This is a genomic window from Streptomyces sp. NPDC058664 (assembly GCF_042716635.1).
Taxonomy (GTDB): Bacteria; Actinomycetota; Actinomycetes; order Streptomycetales; family Streptomycetaceae; genus Streptomyces.
Genome location: NZ_JBHXRW010000009.1, coordinates 41,473 through 57,542, shown reverse-complemented (window position 1 = coordinate 57,542; position 16,070 = coordinate 41,473). Strand labels below are relative to the sequence as shown.

At 72.3% G+C, this 16,070-nt stretch carries 18 protein-coding genes and 3 pseudogenes; 10 read left to right on the top strand and 11 right to left on the bottom strand.

Annotated elements, in window-relative coordinates; all coding sequences use genetic code 11:
* Positions 1–107: 107 nt before the first annotated feature.
* The 3 genes from ACFWUY_RS09985 to ACFWUY_RS09975 form a co-directional block, all read right to left on the bottom strand.
* On the bottom strand, positions 108–2,003 hold the full coding sequence (locus ACFWUY_RS09985; RefSeq protein ID WP_384104643.1) for an alkyl/aryl-sulfatase: 1,896 nt from the start codon (positions 2,001–2,003) through the stop codon (positions 108–110).
* Between the two features lie 495 nt (positions 2,004–2,498).
* Complete coding sequence (locus ACFWUY_RS09980) at positions 2,499–3,389, bottom strand: hypothetical protein (RefSeq protein WP_384104640.1); 891 nt, start codon at positions 3,387–3,389, stop codon at positions 2,499–2,501.
* Between the two features lie 181 nt (positions 3,390–3,570).
* Positions 3,571–3,771 (bottom strand): hypothetical protein, encoded by a 201-nt coding sequence (locus tag ACFWUY_RS09975; RefSeq protein ID WP_384104638.1) that lies wholly within the window; start codon positions 3,769–3,771, stop codon positions 3,571–3,573.
* A 180-nt stretch (positions 3,772–3,951) separates the two neighbouring features.
* Between ACFWUY_RS09975 and ACFWUY_RS09970 the strand changes: the two genes are divergently transcribed.
* The 3 genes from ACFWUY_RS09970 to ACFWUY_RS09960 all read left to right on the top strand — a co-directional run bounded on the left by ACFWUY_RS09970 (position 3,952) and on the right by ACFWUY_RS09960 (position 6,507).
* Positions 3,952–4,284, top strand: coding sequence for a hypothetical protein (locus ACFWUY_RS09970; protein ID WP_384104635.1), 333 nt, complete (start codon positions 3,952–3,954; stop codon positions 4,282–4,284).
* 80 nt (positions 4,285–4,364) lie between these two features.
* Positions 4,365–5,555: an NAD(P)/FAD-dependent oxidoreductase gene (locus tag ACFWUY_RS09965; protein ID WP_384104632.1), complete on the top strand. Its 1,191-nt coding sequence runs from the start codon at positions 4,365–4,367 to the stop codon at positions 5,553–5,555.
* Positions 5,556–5,565: 10 nt separating this feature from the next.
* Positions 5,566–6,507: a sigma-70 family RNA polymerase sigma factor gene (locus ACFWUY_RS09960; protein ID WP_384104629.1), complete on the top strand. Its 942-nt coding sequence runs from the start codon at positions 5,566–5,568 to the stop codon at positions 6,505–6,507.
* Positions 6,508–6,641: 134 nt separating this feature from the next.
* Here the strand turns inward: ACFWUY_RS09960 and nhaA are convergent, their stop codons facing one another.
* The 3 genes from nhaA to ACFWUY_RS09945 all read right to left on the bottom strand — a co-directional run bounded on the left by nhaA (position 6,642) and on the right by ACFWUY_RS09945 (position 8,904).
* Positions 6,642–7,940 carry a Na+/H+ antiporter NhaA gene (gene nhaA / locus ACFWUY_RS09955; protein ID WP_384104625.1) on the bottom strand — a complete coding sequence of 433 codons (1,299 nt, stop codon included), beginning with the start codon at positions 7,938–7,940 and terminating at the stop codon, positions 6,642–6,644.
* Positions 7,941–8,044: 104 nt separating this feature from the next.
* On the bottom strand, positions 8,045–8,290 hold the full coding sequence (locus ACFWUY_RS09950) for a hypothetical protein (protein ID WP_384104621.1): 246 nt from the start codon (positions 8,288–8,290) through the stop codon (positions 8,045–8,047).
* Positions 8,291–8,355: 65 nt separating this feature from the next.
* On the bottom strand, positions 8,356–8,904 hold the full coding sequence (locus tag ACFWUY_RS09945) for a DM13 domain-containing protein (protein WP_384105034.1): 549 nt from the start codon (positions 8,902–8,904) through the stop codon (positions 8,356–8,358).
* A 138-nt stretch (positions 8,905–9,042) separates the two neighbouring features.
* Here ACFWUY_RS09945 and ACFWUY_RS09940 point away from each other — a divergent pair, with 138 nt between their 5' ends.
* From ACFWUY_RS09940 to ACFWUY_RS09915, 6 genes and pseudogenes are all read left to right on the top strand, one after another.
* Positions 9,043–9,927: a hypothetical protein gene (locus ACFWUY_RS09940; RefSeq protein WP_384104615.1), complete on the top strand. Its 885-nt coding sequence runs from the start codon at positions 9,043–9,045 to the stop codon at positions 9,925–9,927.
* 154 nt (positions 9,928–10,081) lie between these two features.
* Positions 10,082–10,369, top strand: coding sequence for a hypothetical protein (locus ACFWUY_RS09935; RefSeq protein ID WP_384104612.1), 288 nt, complete (start codon positions 10,082–10,084; stop codon positions 10,367–10,369).
* 165 nt (positions 10,370–10,534) lie between these two features.
* A pseudogene (locus tag ACFWUY_RS09930) lies at positions 10,535–10,621 on the top strand (hypothetical protein); the annotation flags it as partial.
* Between the two features lie 40 nt (positions 10,622–10,661).
* Positions 10,662–10,886: pseudogene (locus tag ACFWUY_RS09925) on the top strand (hypothetical protein); the annotation flags it as partial.
* Positions 10,887–10,921: 35 nt separating this feature from the next.
* Entirely contained in the window at positions 10,922–11,098 is a 177-nt protein-coding gene (locus ACFWUY_RS09920; protein ID WP_384105052.1) for a hypothetical protein, read from the top strand.
* A gap of 12 nt (positions 11,099–11,110) precedes the next feature.
* Entirely contained in the window at positions 11,111–11,248 is a 138-nt protein-coding gene (locus ACFWUY_RS09915; RefSeq protein ID WP_384104609.1) for a DUF6193 family natural product biosynthesis protein, read from the top strand.
* A 109-nt stretch (positions 11,249–11,357) separates the two neighbouring features.
* Here the strand turns inward: ACFWUY_RS09915 and ACFWUY_RS09910 are convergent, their stop codons facing one another.
* The 3 genes and pseudogenes from ACFWUY_RS09910 to ACFWUY_RS09900 form a co-directional block, all read right to left on the bottom strand.
* A complete protein-coding gene (locus ACFWUY_RS09910; RefSeq protein WP_384104606.1) occupies positions 11,358–11,951 on the bottom strand; it encodes a class F sortase in 594 nt (197 codons plus the stop codon).
* 197 nt (positions 11,952–12,148) lie between these two features.
* A complete protein-coding gene (locus ACFWUY_RS09905) occupies positions 12,149–12,625 on the bottom strand; it encodes a hypothetical protein (RefSeq protein WP_384104599.1) in 477 nt (158 codons plus the stop codon).
* Between the two features lie 180 nt (positions 12,626–12,805).
* Positions 12,806–13,192: pseudogene (locus ACFWUY_RS09900) on the bottom strand (DUF4394 domain-containing protein); the annotation flags it as partial.
* 327 nt (positions 13,193–13,519) lie between these two features.
* Between ACFWUY_RS09900 and ACFWUY_RS09895 the strand changes: the two are divergent.
* Complete coding sequence (locus tag ACFWUY_RS09895; RefSeq protein WP_384104595.1) at positions 13,520–14,098, top strand: fasciclin domain-containing protein; 579 nt, start codon at positions 13,520–13,522, stop codon at positions 14,096–14,098.
* 77 nt (positions 14,099–14,175) lie between these two features.
* Here ACFWUY_RS09895 and ACFWUY_RS09890 read toward each other — a convergent pair whose 3' ends face one another.
* Together ACFWUY_RS09890 and ACFWUY_RS09885 are read right to left on the bottom strand one after the other, a co-directional pair.
* Entirely contained in the window at positions 14,176–15,933 is a 1,758-nt protein-coding gene (locus tag ACFWUY_RS09890) for a lectin (protein ID WP_384104591.1), read from the bottom strand.
* Between the two features lie 40 nt (positions 15,934–15,973).
* Positions 15,974–16,070: RICIN domain-containing protein (locus ACFWUY_RS09885; protein WP_384105030.1), on the bottom strand; the 97-nt coding region annotated here is incomplete at its 5' end.

Sequence of the window (16,070 nt, the reverse complement as noted above, 5' to 3'; positions counted from 1 at the left end):
TGTGTCGGTGTTTAGCACCGTACGGGAAGACTGCCCGTGAGGCTGTTCCGCAGGCACCGGAACGACCGCGGGTGGAGCGGCCGGGGAGGCCGCCCCGCCCGCGGGGGTCACGGGGTGACGATGGCGAAGTCGGGGTCCGGGGCGGCGAGGTGGCCCAGCAGCTCGGTCACCTTGCCGAGGTCGCCGGACACCTCGCCCCGCGCCGTCAGCTCCGAGGGATCCGCCTGGCCGAGCAGCAGGGCGCGCAGGTCGGCCTCGGTGATCGTCACCTCGACGTCGGGCAGGGCGGCCGCCGGGCCGCTGCCCGTGACGTGCGTCAACACGCCGTTGCGCAGCCGGAGCGTGACGGCGTCCGCGTTCTTGAGGTTCCAGCGCACGGTGATGTCGGCGTCCCAGCAGCGCGGGCCGTCGACGCGGATGGCGAGGGAGTCGAAGATCTGGTCGAGGGTCAGCGCGGCCATGAAGTCGGCGGAGGCGGCGGTGGTGGGCGTTCCCACGGTGCCCTGCCGCAGTTCCAGTGCTCCGGTGAGGTAGAAGTTGCGCCAGGTTCCGTTCTCGCTGCCGTATCCGAGCTGTTCCAGGGCGTCGGCCTGCAGCGCGCGGGCCTCGGCGTTGTCCGGTTCGGCGAACACGACGTGGTTGACGACCTGGGCCACCCAGCGGAAGTCTCCCTCGGAGAAGGACTGCCGGGCCCGGCGCAGCACCTCGTCGGCGCCGCCCATGAACTCCACGTACCGCTTGGCCGCCTCTACGGGCGGGTGCTCCCACAGGTGGGCCGGGTTGCCGTCGAACCAGCCCAGGTAACGCTGGTAGACCGCCTTGGTGTTGTGGCTCACCGAGCCGTAGTAGCCGTGGGTGTGCCAGGCCTTCTCCAGGGCGGGCGGCATCTCGATCGTCTCGGCGATCTCCAGCGGGGTGAGGCCCTGGTTGAGCATGCGCAGGGTCTGGTCGTGCAGGTACGCGTAGACGTCGCGCTGCTCGGAGAGGAACTCCAGGGCGCGTGTCCGGCCCCGGACGGGCCAGTGGTGGGAGGCGAAGGCGACGTCCGTGCCGTCGCCGAAGAGGTCGACGGCCTCGGTGAGGTAGCGGGCCCACTCCCTCGGGTCGCGGACCTCCGCTCCGCGCAGGGTGAGCAGGTTGTGGAGGTTGTGGGTGGCGTTCTCCGCCAGGCACAGCGCGGCGTGGTCGGGGAAGTGGATGTTCAGCTCGGCGGGGGCCTCGGTGCCGGGGGTCATCTGGAAGACCATGCGGATGCCGTCGACGATCTCCGTCTGGCCGGTGCGGGTGATGTCCAGGGTCGGCGGGATCAGCCCCACCGAGCCCGTCGAGGTGGTCTGGCCGAGCCCCGCGCCGACCTGCCCGCGCTCCCCCTTGGGTAGGGCGGCTCCGTACATGTAGGCGGCCCGGCGCGCCATCGCGGTGCCGGCGTAGACGTTCTCGCTCACCGCGTGCGCCATGAAGCCGCTCGGCGCGATGACCGGTACGCCGGCCGCGACGTCGTCGGCGCTCAGCACCCCGCGTACGCCACCGAAGTGGTCGACGTGGCTGTGGGTGTAGAGGACGCCGGTGACCGGCCGGTTCCCTCGGTGGCTCCGGTAGAGCGCGAGCGCCGCGGCGGCCGTCTCCGCCGAGATCAGCGGGTCGATCACCAGGACGCCCCGCTCGCCCTCGACGACCGTCATGTTGGACAGGTCGAAGCCCCGCACCTGGTAGATGCCCTCGACCACTTCGAACAGGCCGTGGTCGGCGACGAGGCGGCTCTGCCGCCACAGGCTCGGGTTGACCGTCTCCGGGCAGTCCTGGGCGAGGAAGCCGTACGCCTCGAGGTCCCAGACCGTTCGCCCCTCGGCGTCGCGGATCACCGGTTCGCCGGCGGTGCCCATGAAGCCGTGGCGGGCGTCGTCGAAGTCCCGCGTGTCGTCGAAGGGGAACCGCCGGAGCATCGCGGCGTTGCCTTCGGCGATGCTCCGTTCCGCGGGCCTGAGCTCAGAGTTCTGCGGCATGTCTCGCTCTCCCTCGCACACGCTTCCCCGCGCCCGCCGGTGAGCCGGCACGTCATCGTTCACCCTTCACCGAAGGTGGTCCCGGTACGAGCGGGCGTACTCCGTCCGGGGGATGCCCGCCTCCGTCCGAGACGGCCGGCGCCGGTCCGTGAGCCGCCTCCGCGGTCGGGACCCGACGACCGGTACGACCCGCCGTACCGGTCGTCGGGCCCCGGTGCGGCCCGCCGTGCCCGCCGTTCGGTCGCAGGACGGACGTTCCGGTCGCAGGACGGACGTCCGGAGAGTACGCGCCGGTCCGGTCGAGTCCTCGAGTTCAGGCGGCCGATGAACGTCCGCCCCGCACCCCGGCCCGCACCCCGGCCGTCGCCGCACGGACCCGGCGCGCGGCGGCCGCGACCGCCGCGATGACGCGGTCCTCCCCCCGCGACACCGTCCTCCCCCGCGGCGCCCTCCCGCGCGCGTTCCCCCCGGGGCAACAGGGGCTCGCACCGCGTTCTACGCGCTCGTGGCCCTGAGCCACGTACAGGACGACGACGTGCCCCGGGCGAGCGTGACCTTCGCGGTGGGTCTCGTCCTGGTCGACTCCGTGATCGTCCCGCACCTGCTCGCCTCGCTGCGGCACGCCGTCACGGGCGGCGGTCTCGCCCGCGCGGTCGGCGACCGGCTCCGGACGGTCATCGACCAGACGTATCCGCCGGGGACCGGGACCTCCTCGCCGCTCGGCGGCGGCCGTCCGCCGGAGACCGCGCGCGTCCCGGTCGTCCACCGGGGCAGGCCGGCCGTCGTCGTCGCGATCGACGAACCCGCCCTTGTCCGCAGGAACAGGTGCTGGGTCCAGAGCCACACCCCCGTGGCCAGCAGGAAGAACAGCGGCGTCCCGACGAGGAGACCGGCGCCGAAGCCGTTGCGGATCGGGCCCTGCAACACGATCACCAGCAGCATCGCGAGGAGCCACACGACCCAGCGCCAGGCCGCGACCCGCGACTTGGCCCTGGGCAGCCCCCACGCCCGCTCGCAGACCCGGGCCATGGCCCGGCTGAAGCTCGTGGCCGACACCAGCGCCACCACCGCCCCGACGGCGCCGGTCGTCTCCCGCAGGGCGTCGTCGGCCGAGCCGTACAGGACCTTCCGCAGTTCCTGGTCGGACTCCCCGCTGAGGCCGAACATGGTGCGCAGGGATTCACGGAGCTGGTCCCGCACGCCGAGCGGGGCGAAGGCCGCGACGGCGAAGAGGAGGGGGACGGAGGCCAGGAACGCCTGTGCCGCGAGCCTGGTCCCCGCGTCGAGGAGGTTCGCGGTCAGCAGCCGGCCGGTCAGTTCGGAGAGGAAGGGGAAGCGCCGCTCGGCACCGGTGCGCAGGTGCTCCAGCCGCTTCTTCCCTTCCATGCCGTCTCCCTGCCCCTGGTACGGCCCCGCCTCCGCCGACGGGCCGACCGGGCCCTCTGGTGAAGTATCGGGGGCGGGGGGCGTTGTCGCGATTCGAGCGGACTGCCGCGTTCCGGTGTCCCGCGGACGCCGGCTCGAGGCTCCCGCACCGGTGCGGGGCCGCTGTCGGCCGGCAGGGCGTTCACGGCCTGCGACATCGGGTCCTCGCCGTCCGACCCGTCGGGGAGCCCAGGGCCACCAGCCGCGTCACGTCGAACAGCCGCTTGTCCAGTCTGCCGGCGGCCGGCAGCCCGGCCGCCTCCTCGGGCACCACGTAGGTGTCGTCGCCGTGCGTCGACACCCGGACGCCGCCGCTCGACCCGGAAGCCGGTCCGACGGTCACGACGTCGCGTGCGCCGGACAGTCCCGTTCCGCACCGGGGTCCCCCGCCGGAGGGCGGGCCGAACGGTCGACGCGCCCCGGGGGCCGCGCGCGCCCGGCCGCTCCGCCACCCGGGAAGACCCCGCAGGTCACGGGCCGTTGTCGGCTGATCGCGTTCCCGTTCACTCTGGCCAACCGCAAGGTGAAGAACGTCCTGCTCACCGTGATGATCCCGGAGCACCTGGGCATCGCGGTGGTCCTCGGCGTTCCCTTCCTCTCGGCGGCGATGATCGTGTGCGACGCGGTGTTCCTGCCCACGGCCTTCCTCATGGCCCTGGGCGCGCGCTGCGCCCGCCTGCGCCTGCCGTCCCGGGCGGCCGCCCCCTGGGAGCCCGGCAGGCCACGACCCCGGGCTGACCCCGCCCCGGCGCCCCGCACGACCGCCCCGCCGGCCTTCCCGGCGGGCGGTCCTCTCCGCACGTGGACCACGTCGAGGGCCTCTTCCCGGAGGTCCTCCCGCCCGCTCGCCCCGTGACGCGCGTCACACCGCGCTTCTGTCAGCAATCCGGGCGCCGTCTCGTTCAGAGGGCACGCGAACGAGACAGGAGCAACGCCATGAAGCACCGCATCGTCGTACTCGGCGCCGGATACGCCGGGGCCTTCGCCGCCGGGAACCTGGCGCGCAGGCTCTCCCCCGCCGACACCGAGATCACCGTCGTCAACGCCGAACCCGACTTCGTCGAGCGGATGCGGCTCCACCAGCTCGCGGCCGGCCAGGACATCGCGTTCCGCGGGCTCGCCGACGTGTTCGCGGGCACCGGGGTGCGGCTGCGCCTGGCGCGCGTCACCGGCATCGACCCCGAACGCCGGACCGTCGCGGTGACCGGCGAGGACGGCGAGGACGAGCTCGCCTACGACACGCTCCTCTACACGCTCGGCAGCTCCGCGGCCCACCACGGCGTCCCCGGCGTGGCCGAGTACGCCTTCGACGTGACCGGCCGGTCCTCGGCGCTGCGTCTGCGCGAACGCCTGGCCGGCCTGGGCGAGGGCGGCACCGTACTGGTCGTCGGCGAGGGGCTGACCGGCATCGAGACCGCCACCGAGTTCGCCGAGTCCCGGCCCGACCTCTCGGTCGCCCTCGCCGCCCGCGGCGAGCTGGGCGCCTGGCTCTCACCCAAGGCCCGCCGACACCTGCGCCACGCCTTCGACCGGCTTGGCGTCACCGTCCACGAGCACACCGGCATCGAGGCCGTCGAGCCGGCGCGGGCGGTCGCCGCCGACGGTACGTCGATCCCGGCCGACGTGACCGTGTGGTCGGCCGGGTTCGCCGTGCACCCCCTCGCGGCCGCCGCCGGCCTGGAGGTCGCCGAGACCGGTCAGATCGTCGTCGACCGCACCATGCGCTCGGTCTCCCACCCGGACGTCTACGCCGCCGGCGACTGCGCCTACGCGATCGGCGACAACGGCCGGCCGCTGCCGATGTCCTGCGCCTCCGCCGGCTTCACCAACATGCAGGCGACCGCCGCGATCATCGCCCGCCTGACGGGCGGTGAGGTCCCGATCACCGGGCTGAAGTACCACGGCAACCACATCAGCCTCGGACGGCACGACGCCATCTTCCAGATGGTGGACGAGGACGCCCGGTCGAAGCCCTGGCACCTGGGCGGCCGGACCGCCGCGCGGCTCAAGGCGGGCGTGCTCAAGGGAGCCGGATGGGGCATCGACCACCCGACCTTCGGCATGCCGAAGCGCAGGCGCCGGCTGGCCGTCGCGCCCGACCGGACCGGCGTCGGGGTCGCCGCCTAGGCTGCTGCGCATGGACGACACAGCCATCGATCGCTTCGAGGCCGGCCGGAGCCGGCTGGCCTCGCTCGCGTACCGTCTGCTCGGCTCGGCCGCCGACGCCGAGGACGTCGTGCAGGACGCGTTCCTGCGCTGGCACGCCGCGGACCGCGAGCGGGTCGAGGTGCCGGAGGCGTGGCTGACCAAGGTCGTCACCAACCTCTGCGTCGACCGGCTCCGGTCCGCGCAGGCGCGCCATGAGCGCGCTGTCGGGGACTGGCTGCCCGAGCCGCTCCTCGACGGCGATCCGATGCTCGGTCCTGCCGACACCTTCGAGCAGCGTGAATCGGTGTCCTTGGCCGTCCTGGTCCTCATGGAGCGCCTCTCGCCGGTCGAACGGGCCGCCTATGTCCTGCGCGAGGCCTTCTCGTACCCGCACGCCGAGATCGCCAGGATCCTCGACATCACCGAGTCCGCGAGCCAGCAGCATGTCCACCGGGCCCGGCGCCGGGTCGCCGCCGAACGCCGTGGCGGCGACGAGGTGAACCCCGCGTCCGCGCGCCGGATCGTCGAGGAGTTCCTCGCCGCCGCCACGTCGGGGCGCACCGAACGGCTGGTGGAGATGCTCACCGCCGACGTGACCATGGTCTCGGACGGCTTCGGCGGACTGGCCAAGCGGCTGCTTCGGTACGAGACGCGCGAGCGGGTCGCCTCTTACGTACGGGCCGGTTTCAAGCCCACTCCGGCGAAGCGACGGCTGGCCGGCGGCTCCCCCGAGATCCACATCACGCGGGTCAACGGCTCCCCGGCCGTCCTCGCCGTGGTCGACGGCCGGGTCGTGGGCATGGTGGCGTTCGAGGTCAGCGACGGCAAGGTCGCGTCCCTGCGCGGCATCGCCGCCGCGGGCCGGCTCGCGCGTCTCGACGATGCCTGGCGGCGGCACGAACCCGAGGCGCCGTTCATCGACGCGTGGTGACCGGCGTCCCCGGTTTCCGGTGACCCGAGCCGAACGGGGGCGGCGTCCCTTCGGCCCTCGCGCCGCGCGGTGCGAGGGCGGCGAGCGACCGGCACGGCGACCGTCCCCTCCCGGGGGGGGCGTGCCCTGCTCGTTCAACCGGAGCGCCGGGTACCGCCGGTCTGGTAGATGTCGGGGATGCCGTCGGCGTCCTCGTCGCGCTCCTCCTCTTCCCACAGCTCCTTGTAGACGCGGTTGCGGCGGCGCAGGAGCAGCGCGGCGAGGACGGCGGCGATGAGGGAGCCGACCAGGACGGCGGCCTTGATGTGTTCGCCGGTGGCCGGGGCGGGGAAGGCGAGTTCGCCGATCAGGAGGGCGACGGTGAAGCCGATGCCGGCCAGGGTGGCGAGGCCGAGGACGTCGGCCCAGGCGAGGTCGGGGTTGAGTTCGGCGCGGGTGAAGCGGGCGGCGAGGTAGGTGCCGAGGAAGATGCCGAGGACCTTGCCGACGACGAGGCCGATGACGACGCCGAGGGGTTCGGGGTCGGTGAAGACGTGGCCGAGCGCGCTGCCCGAGACGCCGACGCCGGCGGCGAAGAGGGCGAACAGCGGGACCGCGACGCCGGCGGAGAAGGGGTGCACGAGGTGGGAGACGCGGGCGGCCGGGGACCGTTCCTCGCCCTGGTCGCGGGTGGTGCGCAGGATCAGGCCGATGGCGACACCGGCGACGGTGGCGTGGACGCCGGAGTTGTACATCAGCGCCCAGACCGCGATCCCCAGGGGCGCGTACCACCACCAGCCGCGCACGCGGAATCGCTGGAGGGCGTAGAAGACGACGAGGCCGGCGACGGCTGCGCCCAGGGCCCGGAAGTCGAGGTCGGAGGTGAAGAAGACGGCGATGATGAGGATGGCGCCGAGGTCGTCGACGACCGCGAGGGTCAGCAGGAACGCGCGCAGGGCCGCGGGCAGATGGGTGCTGATGACGGCGAGGACCGCGAGCGCGAAGGCGATGTCGGTGGCCATCGGCACGGCCCAGCCCTCCAGGCTCCCGTCGCCGAGGGTGACGGTGAGGGCGTACAGGGCGGCGGGGACGGCCATGCCGCAGAGGGCGGCGACGACGGGCAGGGCGGCGGTGGCGGGGGTGCGCAGCTCGCCGACGACGAACTCGCGTTTCAGCTCGATGCCGGCGACCAGGAAGAAGACCGCGAGCAGGCCGTCGGCCGTCCAGTGGGCCACGGAGAGATCGAGGCCGAGGGCGGGGATGCCGAAGTGGAAGTCGCGTATCGACTCGTACGCCCCGCTCCACGGGCTGTTCGCCCAGATCAGGGCTGTGACGGCGGCGGCGAGCAGGACCAGTCCGCCGACGGTCTCGGTGCGCAGGGCCGCGGCGACGGCCTGGCGTTCGGGCCAGGGCAGCAGGCCGAGGATCACCTTGCGCGGGCGTGACGGCGTCATGGGGAAGGCCTCCGGGGCGGGTCTGCGAAATGGGCACACGGCCCCTCGACGCCGACCAGACTTCCCGGCACACCAGCGCGTCGCATTGACGCGTTCTTCCCACCCTATCGGGCGTCTATGAGCGTCGCCACGGCGTCGCTCGACGCCCGGACCGGGGCCCCGCCGAACGCGGTGGGCGGCTGCTGTGCGGTCACGGGTTCCTGTCCTGCACCTTGCGGCGGTACAGCCGGAGCAGGACGGACGACAGGAGGCGACAGGAGGACCGCGTCGGCGATGCCCAGCTCCTTGAAGCCGCCGTAGCCGGTGAGGGAGAAGCCGGTGGCGCCGACGACGAGGATCGCGGCGATCACCCCGCCCACCGACACGACGGCCCACCGGCCTCCCGCCCCTCGGCCTCACGTTCGGCCGGTCGTGGTCAGGCGAGCTCGGCGGCGCCGAAGGAGACGTCGAAGCGGTCGCACCAGACGGTGACGCTGGTGAGGCCGGCGAGGTCGGCGTCCGCCGGTACGGCGTAGTTCTGGTCGCCCTTGTTGCCCTTCAGCTTGCCCAGGCTGACGTACGACCCGTCGTCGAAGACGTGCCAGCCCGCCTTCCCCTCCTTGACCGGGGCGTCGGTCAGCCAGACCCGCAGGTCGGGTCCGCTGCTGGTGTCCAGGTCCTCCAGGCGCACCACGTGCGAGCCGTCGGGCAGCCGGATGAGCTTCACCGTGCCGGTGGTGGTGTGCTCGTGGCTGGTGAAGGTGCCCCGCGCCACGGTCGTGGGGCCTGCCGGGGCGGTCGTCGGCACGGCGGACGGTGTCACGCTCGGCGTCCGGGAGGACGGGATCGCGGTCGCGGTCACGGAGGGCAGCGCCTCGTTCACGGTCTCGTCCACCCACAGCGCCCAGGGCCTGAACCACACGAGCCCGGCCGCCACGACGGCCACGGTCGGCACCGCCGTCACGGCCCACCACTTCTTCCTCACGACACGCCCCGCCTTCTTCGCGTACTTCCGCTTCCGTGACCATCCCACGCGACCCGGCACCCCGGCGGAAGTCCTACGGCCCGGCGCGGACCGCTCCGTGCGGGCCCGACCGTCGAGACACCCCTTTAGGATCGGCGGATGACCTCAACGGCCTCTTCGCCCCTCGTACTTCACGGTCGCTTCGGTCGGCGTGCGCGGCTGCGGAGCGGTGAGCTGCTGCTGGAGTCGCGGCGGGAACTGCGGCGCATACCGGTGGCGGCGATCGAGCGCGTGGAGGCGCGGGGCCGCGGCGGGCGCACGCTGGCCGTCGTCCTGACCGGGCCGGGGTCGGGGTCGGGGGAAGCGGAGACGTATCTGCTGGGTTCCCGCAGTCCTGCCGCCGTCGCGCGCTTCGTCGCCCTGCTGGACGAGGCGCTTCCCGTACGGGACGCGGACGAGCCCCGTACACCCGGCTCGCGGCAGGTCACGGTGGAGCGGCGGGCGCGGCGGGAGGGAACCGGGTGGTCGCGCGTGCGCGAGGCCCGGGCCGGGACCGTGGCGGCCGTCGGGTTCTGCCTGGTGATGGCGGTGCTGTTGTTCGCCGGGGCGTGGGAAGGGGCGCTGTACTGGGTGTTCGTCCCCCTCCTCGCGGGTGCCGGTGTCTCGCTCGCCGGCCTCGGGTGGACGTCCGCCCGGCAGGGCTGGGTCCTGGTCACCCGGGGGATCACGGTCGACGGCCGGCGGAAGAACTCCGGCTCCGTCGACACGGGCGATCCGGACGCCCTGTACGTGTACCTGTTCACCGACGCCGACGGGGTGCCGCGCGGCTACCGGGGGTCGAACGGCGGCCGCGACGAGGAGGAGATCACGTACGACCCGCGGAACCCGGCCGTCTGCCAGCTCCGGCGCCGCACCACGGCCCAGTTCCTGGCCGGCTCGGCGGTCCTCCTCGTCCTCGCCCTTCCCCTGCTGGCCACCGGCGCGGGCTTCGGGCTGCTCTCGCTCGCCGATCTGTTCGGCCTGTGGTCGCTGTTCGGACACTGAAAAGCCTCCCGCCGGGGTGAGGAGCGGGTGGGGGAAACTGGTGAGAGGAGACCTCTGACCAGGAGTTTTCCCGGCTCATAGGGCGGGAAAGAGCGTTTTGTCCGGGAGCATGGCGCCCATCGGGGCGCGCCCGAAGTTGTCTCTGGAGGCCGCGATGTTCCTCAGCCACCACCTCGATGGCGGCACGCTGATCTTGACCCTGCACCGTCAACTCGACGTCGCGAACAGGGCCGCGGCCGCCCTTCGGATCCAGGATCTGATCGATGCGCACCGGGCTGACGACGTCGTACTGGAGCTGCCCGGCGGCCCTCCCACGGCGGCCACCGTGAGCGCGGTCGCCCGGGCGAAGAAGGCGTGCGACAACGCCTCCATCCCCCTGACCGTGGTCAACGGCGCGACCGAACGCGTCGGCGCCCTGCTCTCCCCCCTCTCGATGCGCTGAGCGCCACGGCCGGCGGTGGCGAGGACGTTCCTCGCGGGCTGCGGCGGTCGTGGTGGCAGGCACGCCGGAGTCGTTCGTCCCCGCTCCCCGTCGGACCTCGGCAGCTTCGCCCGTCCGCGTACTGCCGGAGTCGTCGACTCACGCCTCGGGCCGGTGGGCACGCCCATGACAGGAACGCGCCCCAACGGGACGACGACCCGGCCCGCCTACGACGCCCGGGGCCGTCTCACCGGCCGGCACGTCCGGGCCGCCGGCACCCAGACCGTCCAACAGCGCACGTACACCTACCGTGCGGCACCTGTGCGACGCGCTGGGCCGCCGCGTCGCCAAGCGGCGCCTCGCGGACGACGGGGTCACGGTCGTCGAGGAGACGCTGTTCACCTGGGACGGCGACACCCTCTGCGAGCAGACGACCCGCACACCGGGCACGCCGGAGAGTGTCGCGCTCACCTGGGACCACGAGGGCACCAAACCGGTCACCCAGGTCGAGCGCGCTCCGGCCGATACGTCTCCCCGGACCCCTTGGGTCTGGTGCCCGCGCGGAGCGTGGTCGTGTACGAGGGAGAACTCAACATCTACGACGAACCGAACCCGGACGGGCGGTCGTGGGACGATATCCACTGGTACACCCGCGACGGGGATACGGAGGAGGGGTACAAGGAGACCAAGGTCCCGAAGCCCGGCATCCCCGAGATCGACCCGCATGTCGCCGTCAAGAAGGACAAGTGACGCTGGAACACGATGTTCCATGTGTTCCGGCACTCCGACAAGACGGTGCTCGGCGAACCGGACACCGTGGAGGAAGCCGTCGAACCCATCGTGGCCCATCTGCCCGATGACTGCGGGCCGGCCGTCGACGGAACTCCCGACGACCTCTGACGGACGCCGACAGCACCGACTCCGTCTCGTGCCCGGCCCGGAGCGGGGTGATCTCGGTGGTGTCGCGTCCCGGGTGACCCGTCGAGGCCCTGACCGCATCACGCCGATGTCATGCGGTGGTGTCGAGGTGGGCGAAGACGACGAGGTTCTCGGTGTAGTCCTTGGCCTTGCGGTCGTAGGCACCGGAGCAGGTGATGAGGCGGGCCTCGGCGCGCGGAGTGTCGGCGTAGACGCGTTCGTCGGGGAAGTCGTCCTTGCTGAAGCTCTCCGTGTCGTCCACGACGAAGGTGGCGGTGGTGCCGTCCTCGCGCCGGACGTGGAAGCGGTCGCCCGGGGAGAGCTCACCGAGCCTGGCGAAGACCGCCGGGGCGACGGCCGTGTCGACATGGCCCGCGATGACGGCCGTGCCCCGTTCGCCGGGGGAGGTCCCCGACGCGTGCCATCCGACCAGATTGGTGTCGTCGGCCGGTGGCGGGTCCAAGGCGCCGGAGGGCCCGATCTCCAGTCCGGTGAAAGGCGCGTCCACGCCGATCCCGGGAATCGTCAGGCGAAGGGGCGCCGATCGTGGCATCGCCGGGCCGGCCGTGCGCCTGGAGTCCGACGGCGTGGGAGCGGGGCTGCCGCCCGCCCGGGGAGCCGTCGGCCCTGCCGGTGCCGAGGCCTGCTCCGAGAACACACCGGGTGGGAAGAGGAACAGCAGCACGGCGAGGACCGAAGTCCAGAAGATGATGGGGACGATCCATCGCCGGACACGCCGTGACGGTTTCGTCCCGATGGGGGGACCGGACCTGTTCGTCACCCGAGCACCTGTCGCTTTCGACGTACTTCGACATCCGTGGAGGGGGTTTCCGACCGAGCGCTGTGGCCGCCCTTCCCGGACGGCCACAGCGCTTCGGCACGTCACGAAGCGGCGTCGGCGGCCTTGCGGCGACGGTGGAGAACGACGGCGGCCAGTGCTCCGGCCAGCAGGACTCCGCCGGTCACGTTCGTGCCGGCGGCGAGGCCGCCCCCGCCGGTGTGCATGCCCCCGCGGGGCTTCTCGTGCTCCTTCTTGTCCCACTCCTTGCCGTGGTCCTTCTTGTCCCACTCCTTGCCCTGGTCCTTCTCGTGCTCCTTGCCCCACTCCTTGCCGTGGTCCTTCTCGGGCTCGGGCTTGGGCTCAGGCTTGGGCTCGGGCCTGGTCCAGTCGTCCCCGTCCACCGCGGCGAGGGCGCCGGCGCCGGTGTGCATGCCGCCACGGGGCTTCTCGTGCTTCGCACTGTGCGAGGTTTCGTCCTTGTCCCAGTCGCCCTGGGTGGCGGCGTAGGCGCCGGGCGCCGTGATGGTCAGGGTGGCCGCGGCGGCCGCCGCGGCGAAGAGGATGCGGGCAGAGCGCATGGTGGGGCTTCCTTCCGGAGGCTGCGTCAGCTGACACCTCGTCCGCTGGTCTTCCGCAGCACAGCTCCACGGTCAGCCGCCGCCCGTGCCCGCGCGATTCGGGATAGTGCATCCGGTCCTACCGATCCCCCGGTAGGACGGTCGGCAGGCTCGGGCGACCTGCCGACCGTGGGGTTGCCGTCAGTGCTGGTCCAGCGGGAGCGCGACGTCGACGACCTGGCGGGCCGCAGGGAAGGAGCCGACGAGCACGGCCTTTCCGGTGAGGACGTCGACCTTGCAGAAGCGCTGCTCACCACCGGTGAACAGGGCCGCGTACCCGCGGTTCGCCCCGTCCGACGCCCGATAGGAGATGTCGAAGCCGGCCGACGGGCCGGCGTCCATCCCCAGGCCGCCGGTCGGCGCGAGGATGCCGGCGTTGGCCGGCGACTGCAGCGAGACCCGGTCGCAGGTGGTGTCGATGTCGAACAGCGTGGTCACGGTGGCCGCGGCGAGGTCGTTGTTCGTGTACGCGGCGCCGGTGACACCGAGAGCGGTCATCGGCGGCATGGTGGGGTTGGTGAGGGAACCGGGTCGAACACGCACGAGAGAACTCCGATCGATCAACGGCCCGCGTCTCCTGTGAGGCGAGTCCGCAGATCCTTCGACACCACACCCCGCCGGAGATCGGTACCGCGGCACACATCCCCTCCAGCAGCCCGCGAAAGTCCTATCGCCACGCCCGCCTGCGGACCAACGGGTGACGTGAGGCGGTGACGTGGGGTGCCGGGCCGGGCACGGCCGTCTTTTTCCCGGTCGTGACTCATCCGGAAGGGGCGCCGCACCGAATACCTGCTGAGGACGTCATTCCCGTCCATGGCCGGTCCCGCCCCGGGGCCGGACCCAAGGAGGAACATCATGAACACCTCGCACCTGATGCGCCGTGTCGCGGCCGTCGGCGCCGCTGTCGCACTCCCGATATCACTGGGCGTGCTCGCGCCGCAGACGTTCGCCGCGGACATGCACGACCCGTTCGGGCCGGGCTGTGCCGCGGTGCCGACCGAGGGGGACGGCAGCTTCGACGGCATGGCCGACGACCCGGTGGCGACGGCCGCGTCCAACAACCCGGAGCTCTCCACCCTCGTCACGGCCGTCCAGAAGGCCGGCCTGGTCGACACGCTGAACAACGCCAAGGACATCACCGTGTTCGCACCGACGAACGACGCCTTCGCGAAGATCCCGAAGGCGGACCTGGACAAGGTCCTCGCCGACAAGGCCGCCCTCACCAAGATCCTCACCTACCACGTCGTGGAGGAGAAGGTCGACAAGGGCGCGCTCGCCGACGGATCGTTCAAGACGCTGCAGGGCGGCACGGTCACGACCGACGGTTCCGGCGACGCCTTCGTCGTCAACGACACCGCGAAGATCGTCTGCGGTGGCGTGCCGACCTCCAACGCCACCGTCCACATCGTCGACACCGTCCTGATGCCGAAGTGACGGCCGCCTCTGCCGCGTAGCGGCCGGAGGCCGGTGCGCTCGTGACGCACCGGCCTGCGGCCGCGGGGTGGCGCGGGTTACGGAAGGGTCCACTTCTGGTTGGGGCCGGTGTGGCAGGTCCACAGGTGGACGGCCGTGCCGTCGTTCCAGACGCCACCCGAGGCGTCCAGGCACTTGCCGGACTGCGGATTGCGGACCGTTCCGTCGGCCTGCGGCGCCCACTTCTGCGCGCCCGAGCCGTTGCACGTCCACAGCTGGACCCTCGTGCCGTCCGCGCTGCCACCGCCCGAGACGTCCAGACACTTCCCCAGAGCCTTCAGAGTGCCGTCACCGGGCACCGACCACCGCTGGGCGGCCGAACCGTTGCACGTCCAGACCTGGATCTTCGTACCGTCGGCCGTCTGCGCGTTGTCGACGTCCAGGCACTTGCCGTTGACGCCCTTCACCTCACCCTCGCGAGGGCCGGGCTGCTGTCCTCCGCTTCCCTTGATGCGGATGTTGCGGAAGGCGACGTCGTCGCCGTCGCCGTGGTTCTGGAGGCCGATGTGGCCCTGGCGCAGGCTCCGCGCCGGGTCGGTGTTGGTGAAGTCGTTGATCTTGCGGCCGTTGAGGAAGACCTCCAGGCGTTCGCCGGTGACCCGGAGCTCGTAGGTGTTCCACTCGCCCGGCGGGTTCAGGGCCGCGTCGCGCGCGGCGATGTCGGCGGACCTGAAGCCGTAGACGGCGCCGGTGGTGCGGTCGGCGGCGTCGGTGGCGTCGATCTGGATCTCGTATCCGTTGTTGACCGCGGACCACGGGTCGTCGGAGGCGGGGAAGCCGATGAAGATCCCGGAGTTGTCGTCCCCTGCGGCCTTCCAGTCGAGCTTGAGGGAGTAGTCGCCGGTGAACTCCTTCGCGTTGTACCAGAGCATGCCGAGCCCGCCCTGGGAGGTGAGCGTGCCGTCCGCGAGGGCGAACCCGCCGGGACCGGCCTGCTTCCATCCGGTGGTGGACGAACCGTCGAACAGGGACGTGTAGCCGGTCTCGGGACGGCAGTCGGCGTCGGTCATCCCGGCGGCCCAGCGGATTCCGCCGAGGAGGTGCCGGCGGAAGGCCGGCTCGGTGTACGACTCGTCGGTGTGGCCGCCGCCGGTGTAGAAGGCCCGGCCGCCCCGGTAGTCCTTGCACCAGGCGATCGGGTGGTCGCCCGACATGTTCCCGCCCGAGTAGCTGGACTCGTCGAGCGAGGCCAGGACGCGGGCGGTGGTGCGCGGGTTGGTGCGGTAGTTGTACCACTCGTCGGTGCGCTGCCAGGTGCCGGCGAGGTGGGCGGTGGCGTCGTGCGCCCGGTCCTCGACCTTGACGGTGGCGGACTGGATGGCCGGGTGCGAGTGGAAGAGCGCTCCGGCGAGGCCTTCGTAGAAGGGCCAGTCGTACTCGGTGTCGGCGGCGGCGTGGATGCCGACGTATCCGCCGCCGCCCTGGACGTACTGTTCGAACGCGGTCTGCTGGGCGGTGTTCAGCACGTCGCCGGTCGTCGACAGGAAGACGACCGCCTTGTACTGGGCGAGGTTGCCGGTCGTGAAGGCCTGGCCGTCCTCGGTCGCGTCGACGGTGAAGTTGTTGGCCGTGCCCAGGCCGCGCAGGGCCGCGATGCCGTCGTCGATCGAGGAGTGCCGGAAGCCGGCGGTCTTGGAGAAGACGAGAACCTTGTACGCGGGGTCCGCCGCCGCGCGGGCGTCGGCGGACATGGTGACGGGCTGGCCCGCTGTCGCGGGCACGGCCACCGCCTGGGGGGTCAGGAAGAGTGCGGCGCCGACGAACAGGCCGAGGGCGGCTTTCAGAGGGGTGCGCATGGACGGTCGCCTCCTTGTCTGTGTAGGGCCTGCGGAAGGGCTACGGAAGGGTCCACTTCTGGTTGGGGCCGGTGTGGCAGGTCCACAGGTGGACGGCCGTGCCGTCGTTCCAGACGCCACCCGAGGCGTCCAGGCAC

Coding starts and splice junctions, on each gene's coding strand:
- ACFWUY_RS09985 (WP_384104643.1), bottom strand. CDS start 2,003: ATGCCGCAGAACTCTGAGCTCAGGCCCGCGGAACGGAGCATCGCCGAA.
- ACFWUY_RS09980 (WP_384104640.1), bottom strand. CDS start 3,389: ATGGAAGGGAAGAAGCGGCTGGAGCACCTGCGCACCGGTGCCGAGCGG.
- ACFWUY_RS09965 (WP_384104632.1), top strand. CDS start 4,365: ATGAAGCACCGCATCGTCGTACTCGGCGCCGGATACGCCGGGGCCTTC.
- ACFWUY_RS09960 (WP_384104629.1), top strand. CDS start 5,566: ATGGACGACACAGCCATCGATCGCTTCGAGGCCGGCCGGAGCCGGCTG.
- nhaA (WP_384104625.1), bottom strand. CDS start 7,940: ATGACGCCGTCACGCCCGCGCAAGGTGATCCTCGGCCTGCTGCCCTGG.
- ACFWUY_RS09940 (WP_384104615.1), top strand. CDS start 9,043: ATGACCTCAACGGCCTCTTCGCCCCTCGTACTTCACGGTCGCTTCGGT.
- ACFWUY_RS09935 (WP_384104612.1), top strand. CDS start 10,082: ATGTTCCTCAGCCACCACCTCGATGGCGGCACGCTGATCTTGACCCTG.
- ACFWUY_RS09915 (WP_384104609.1), top strand. CDS start 11,111: ATGTTCCATGTGTTCCGGCACTCCGACAAGACGGTGCTCGGCGAACCG.
- ACFWUY_RS09905 (WP_384104599.1), bottom strand. CDS start 12,625: ATGCGCTCTGCCCGCATCCTCTTCGCCGCGGCGGCCGCCGCGGCCACC.
- ACFWUY_RS09895 (WP_384104595.1), top strand. CDS start 13,520: ATGAACACCTCGCACCTGATGCGCCGTGTCGCGGCCGTCGGCGCCGCT.
- ACFWUY_RS09890 (WP_384104591.1), bottom strand. CDS start 15,933: ATGCGCACCCCTCTGAAAGCCGCCCTCGGCCTGTTCGTCGGCGCCGCA.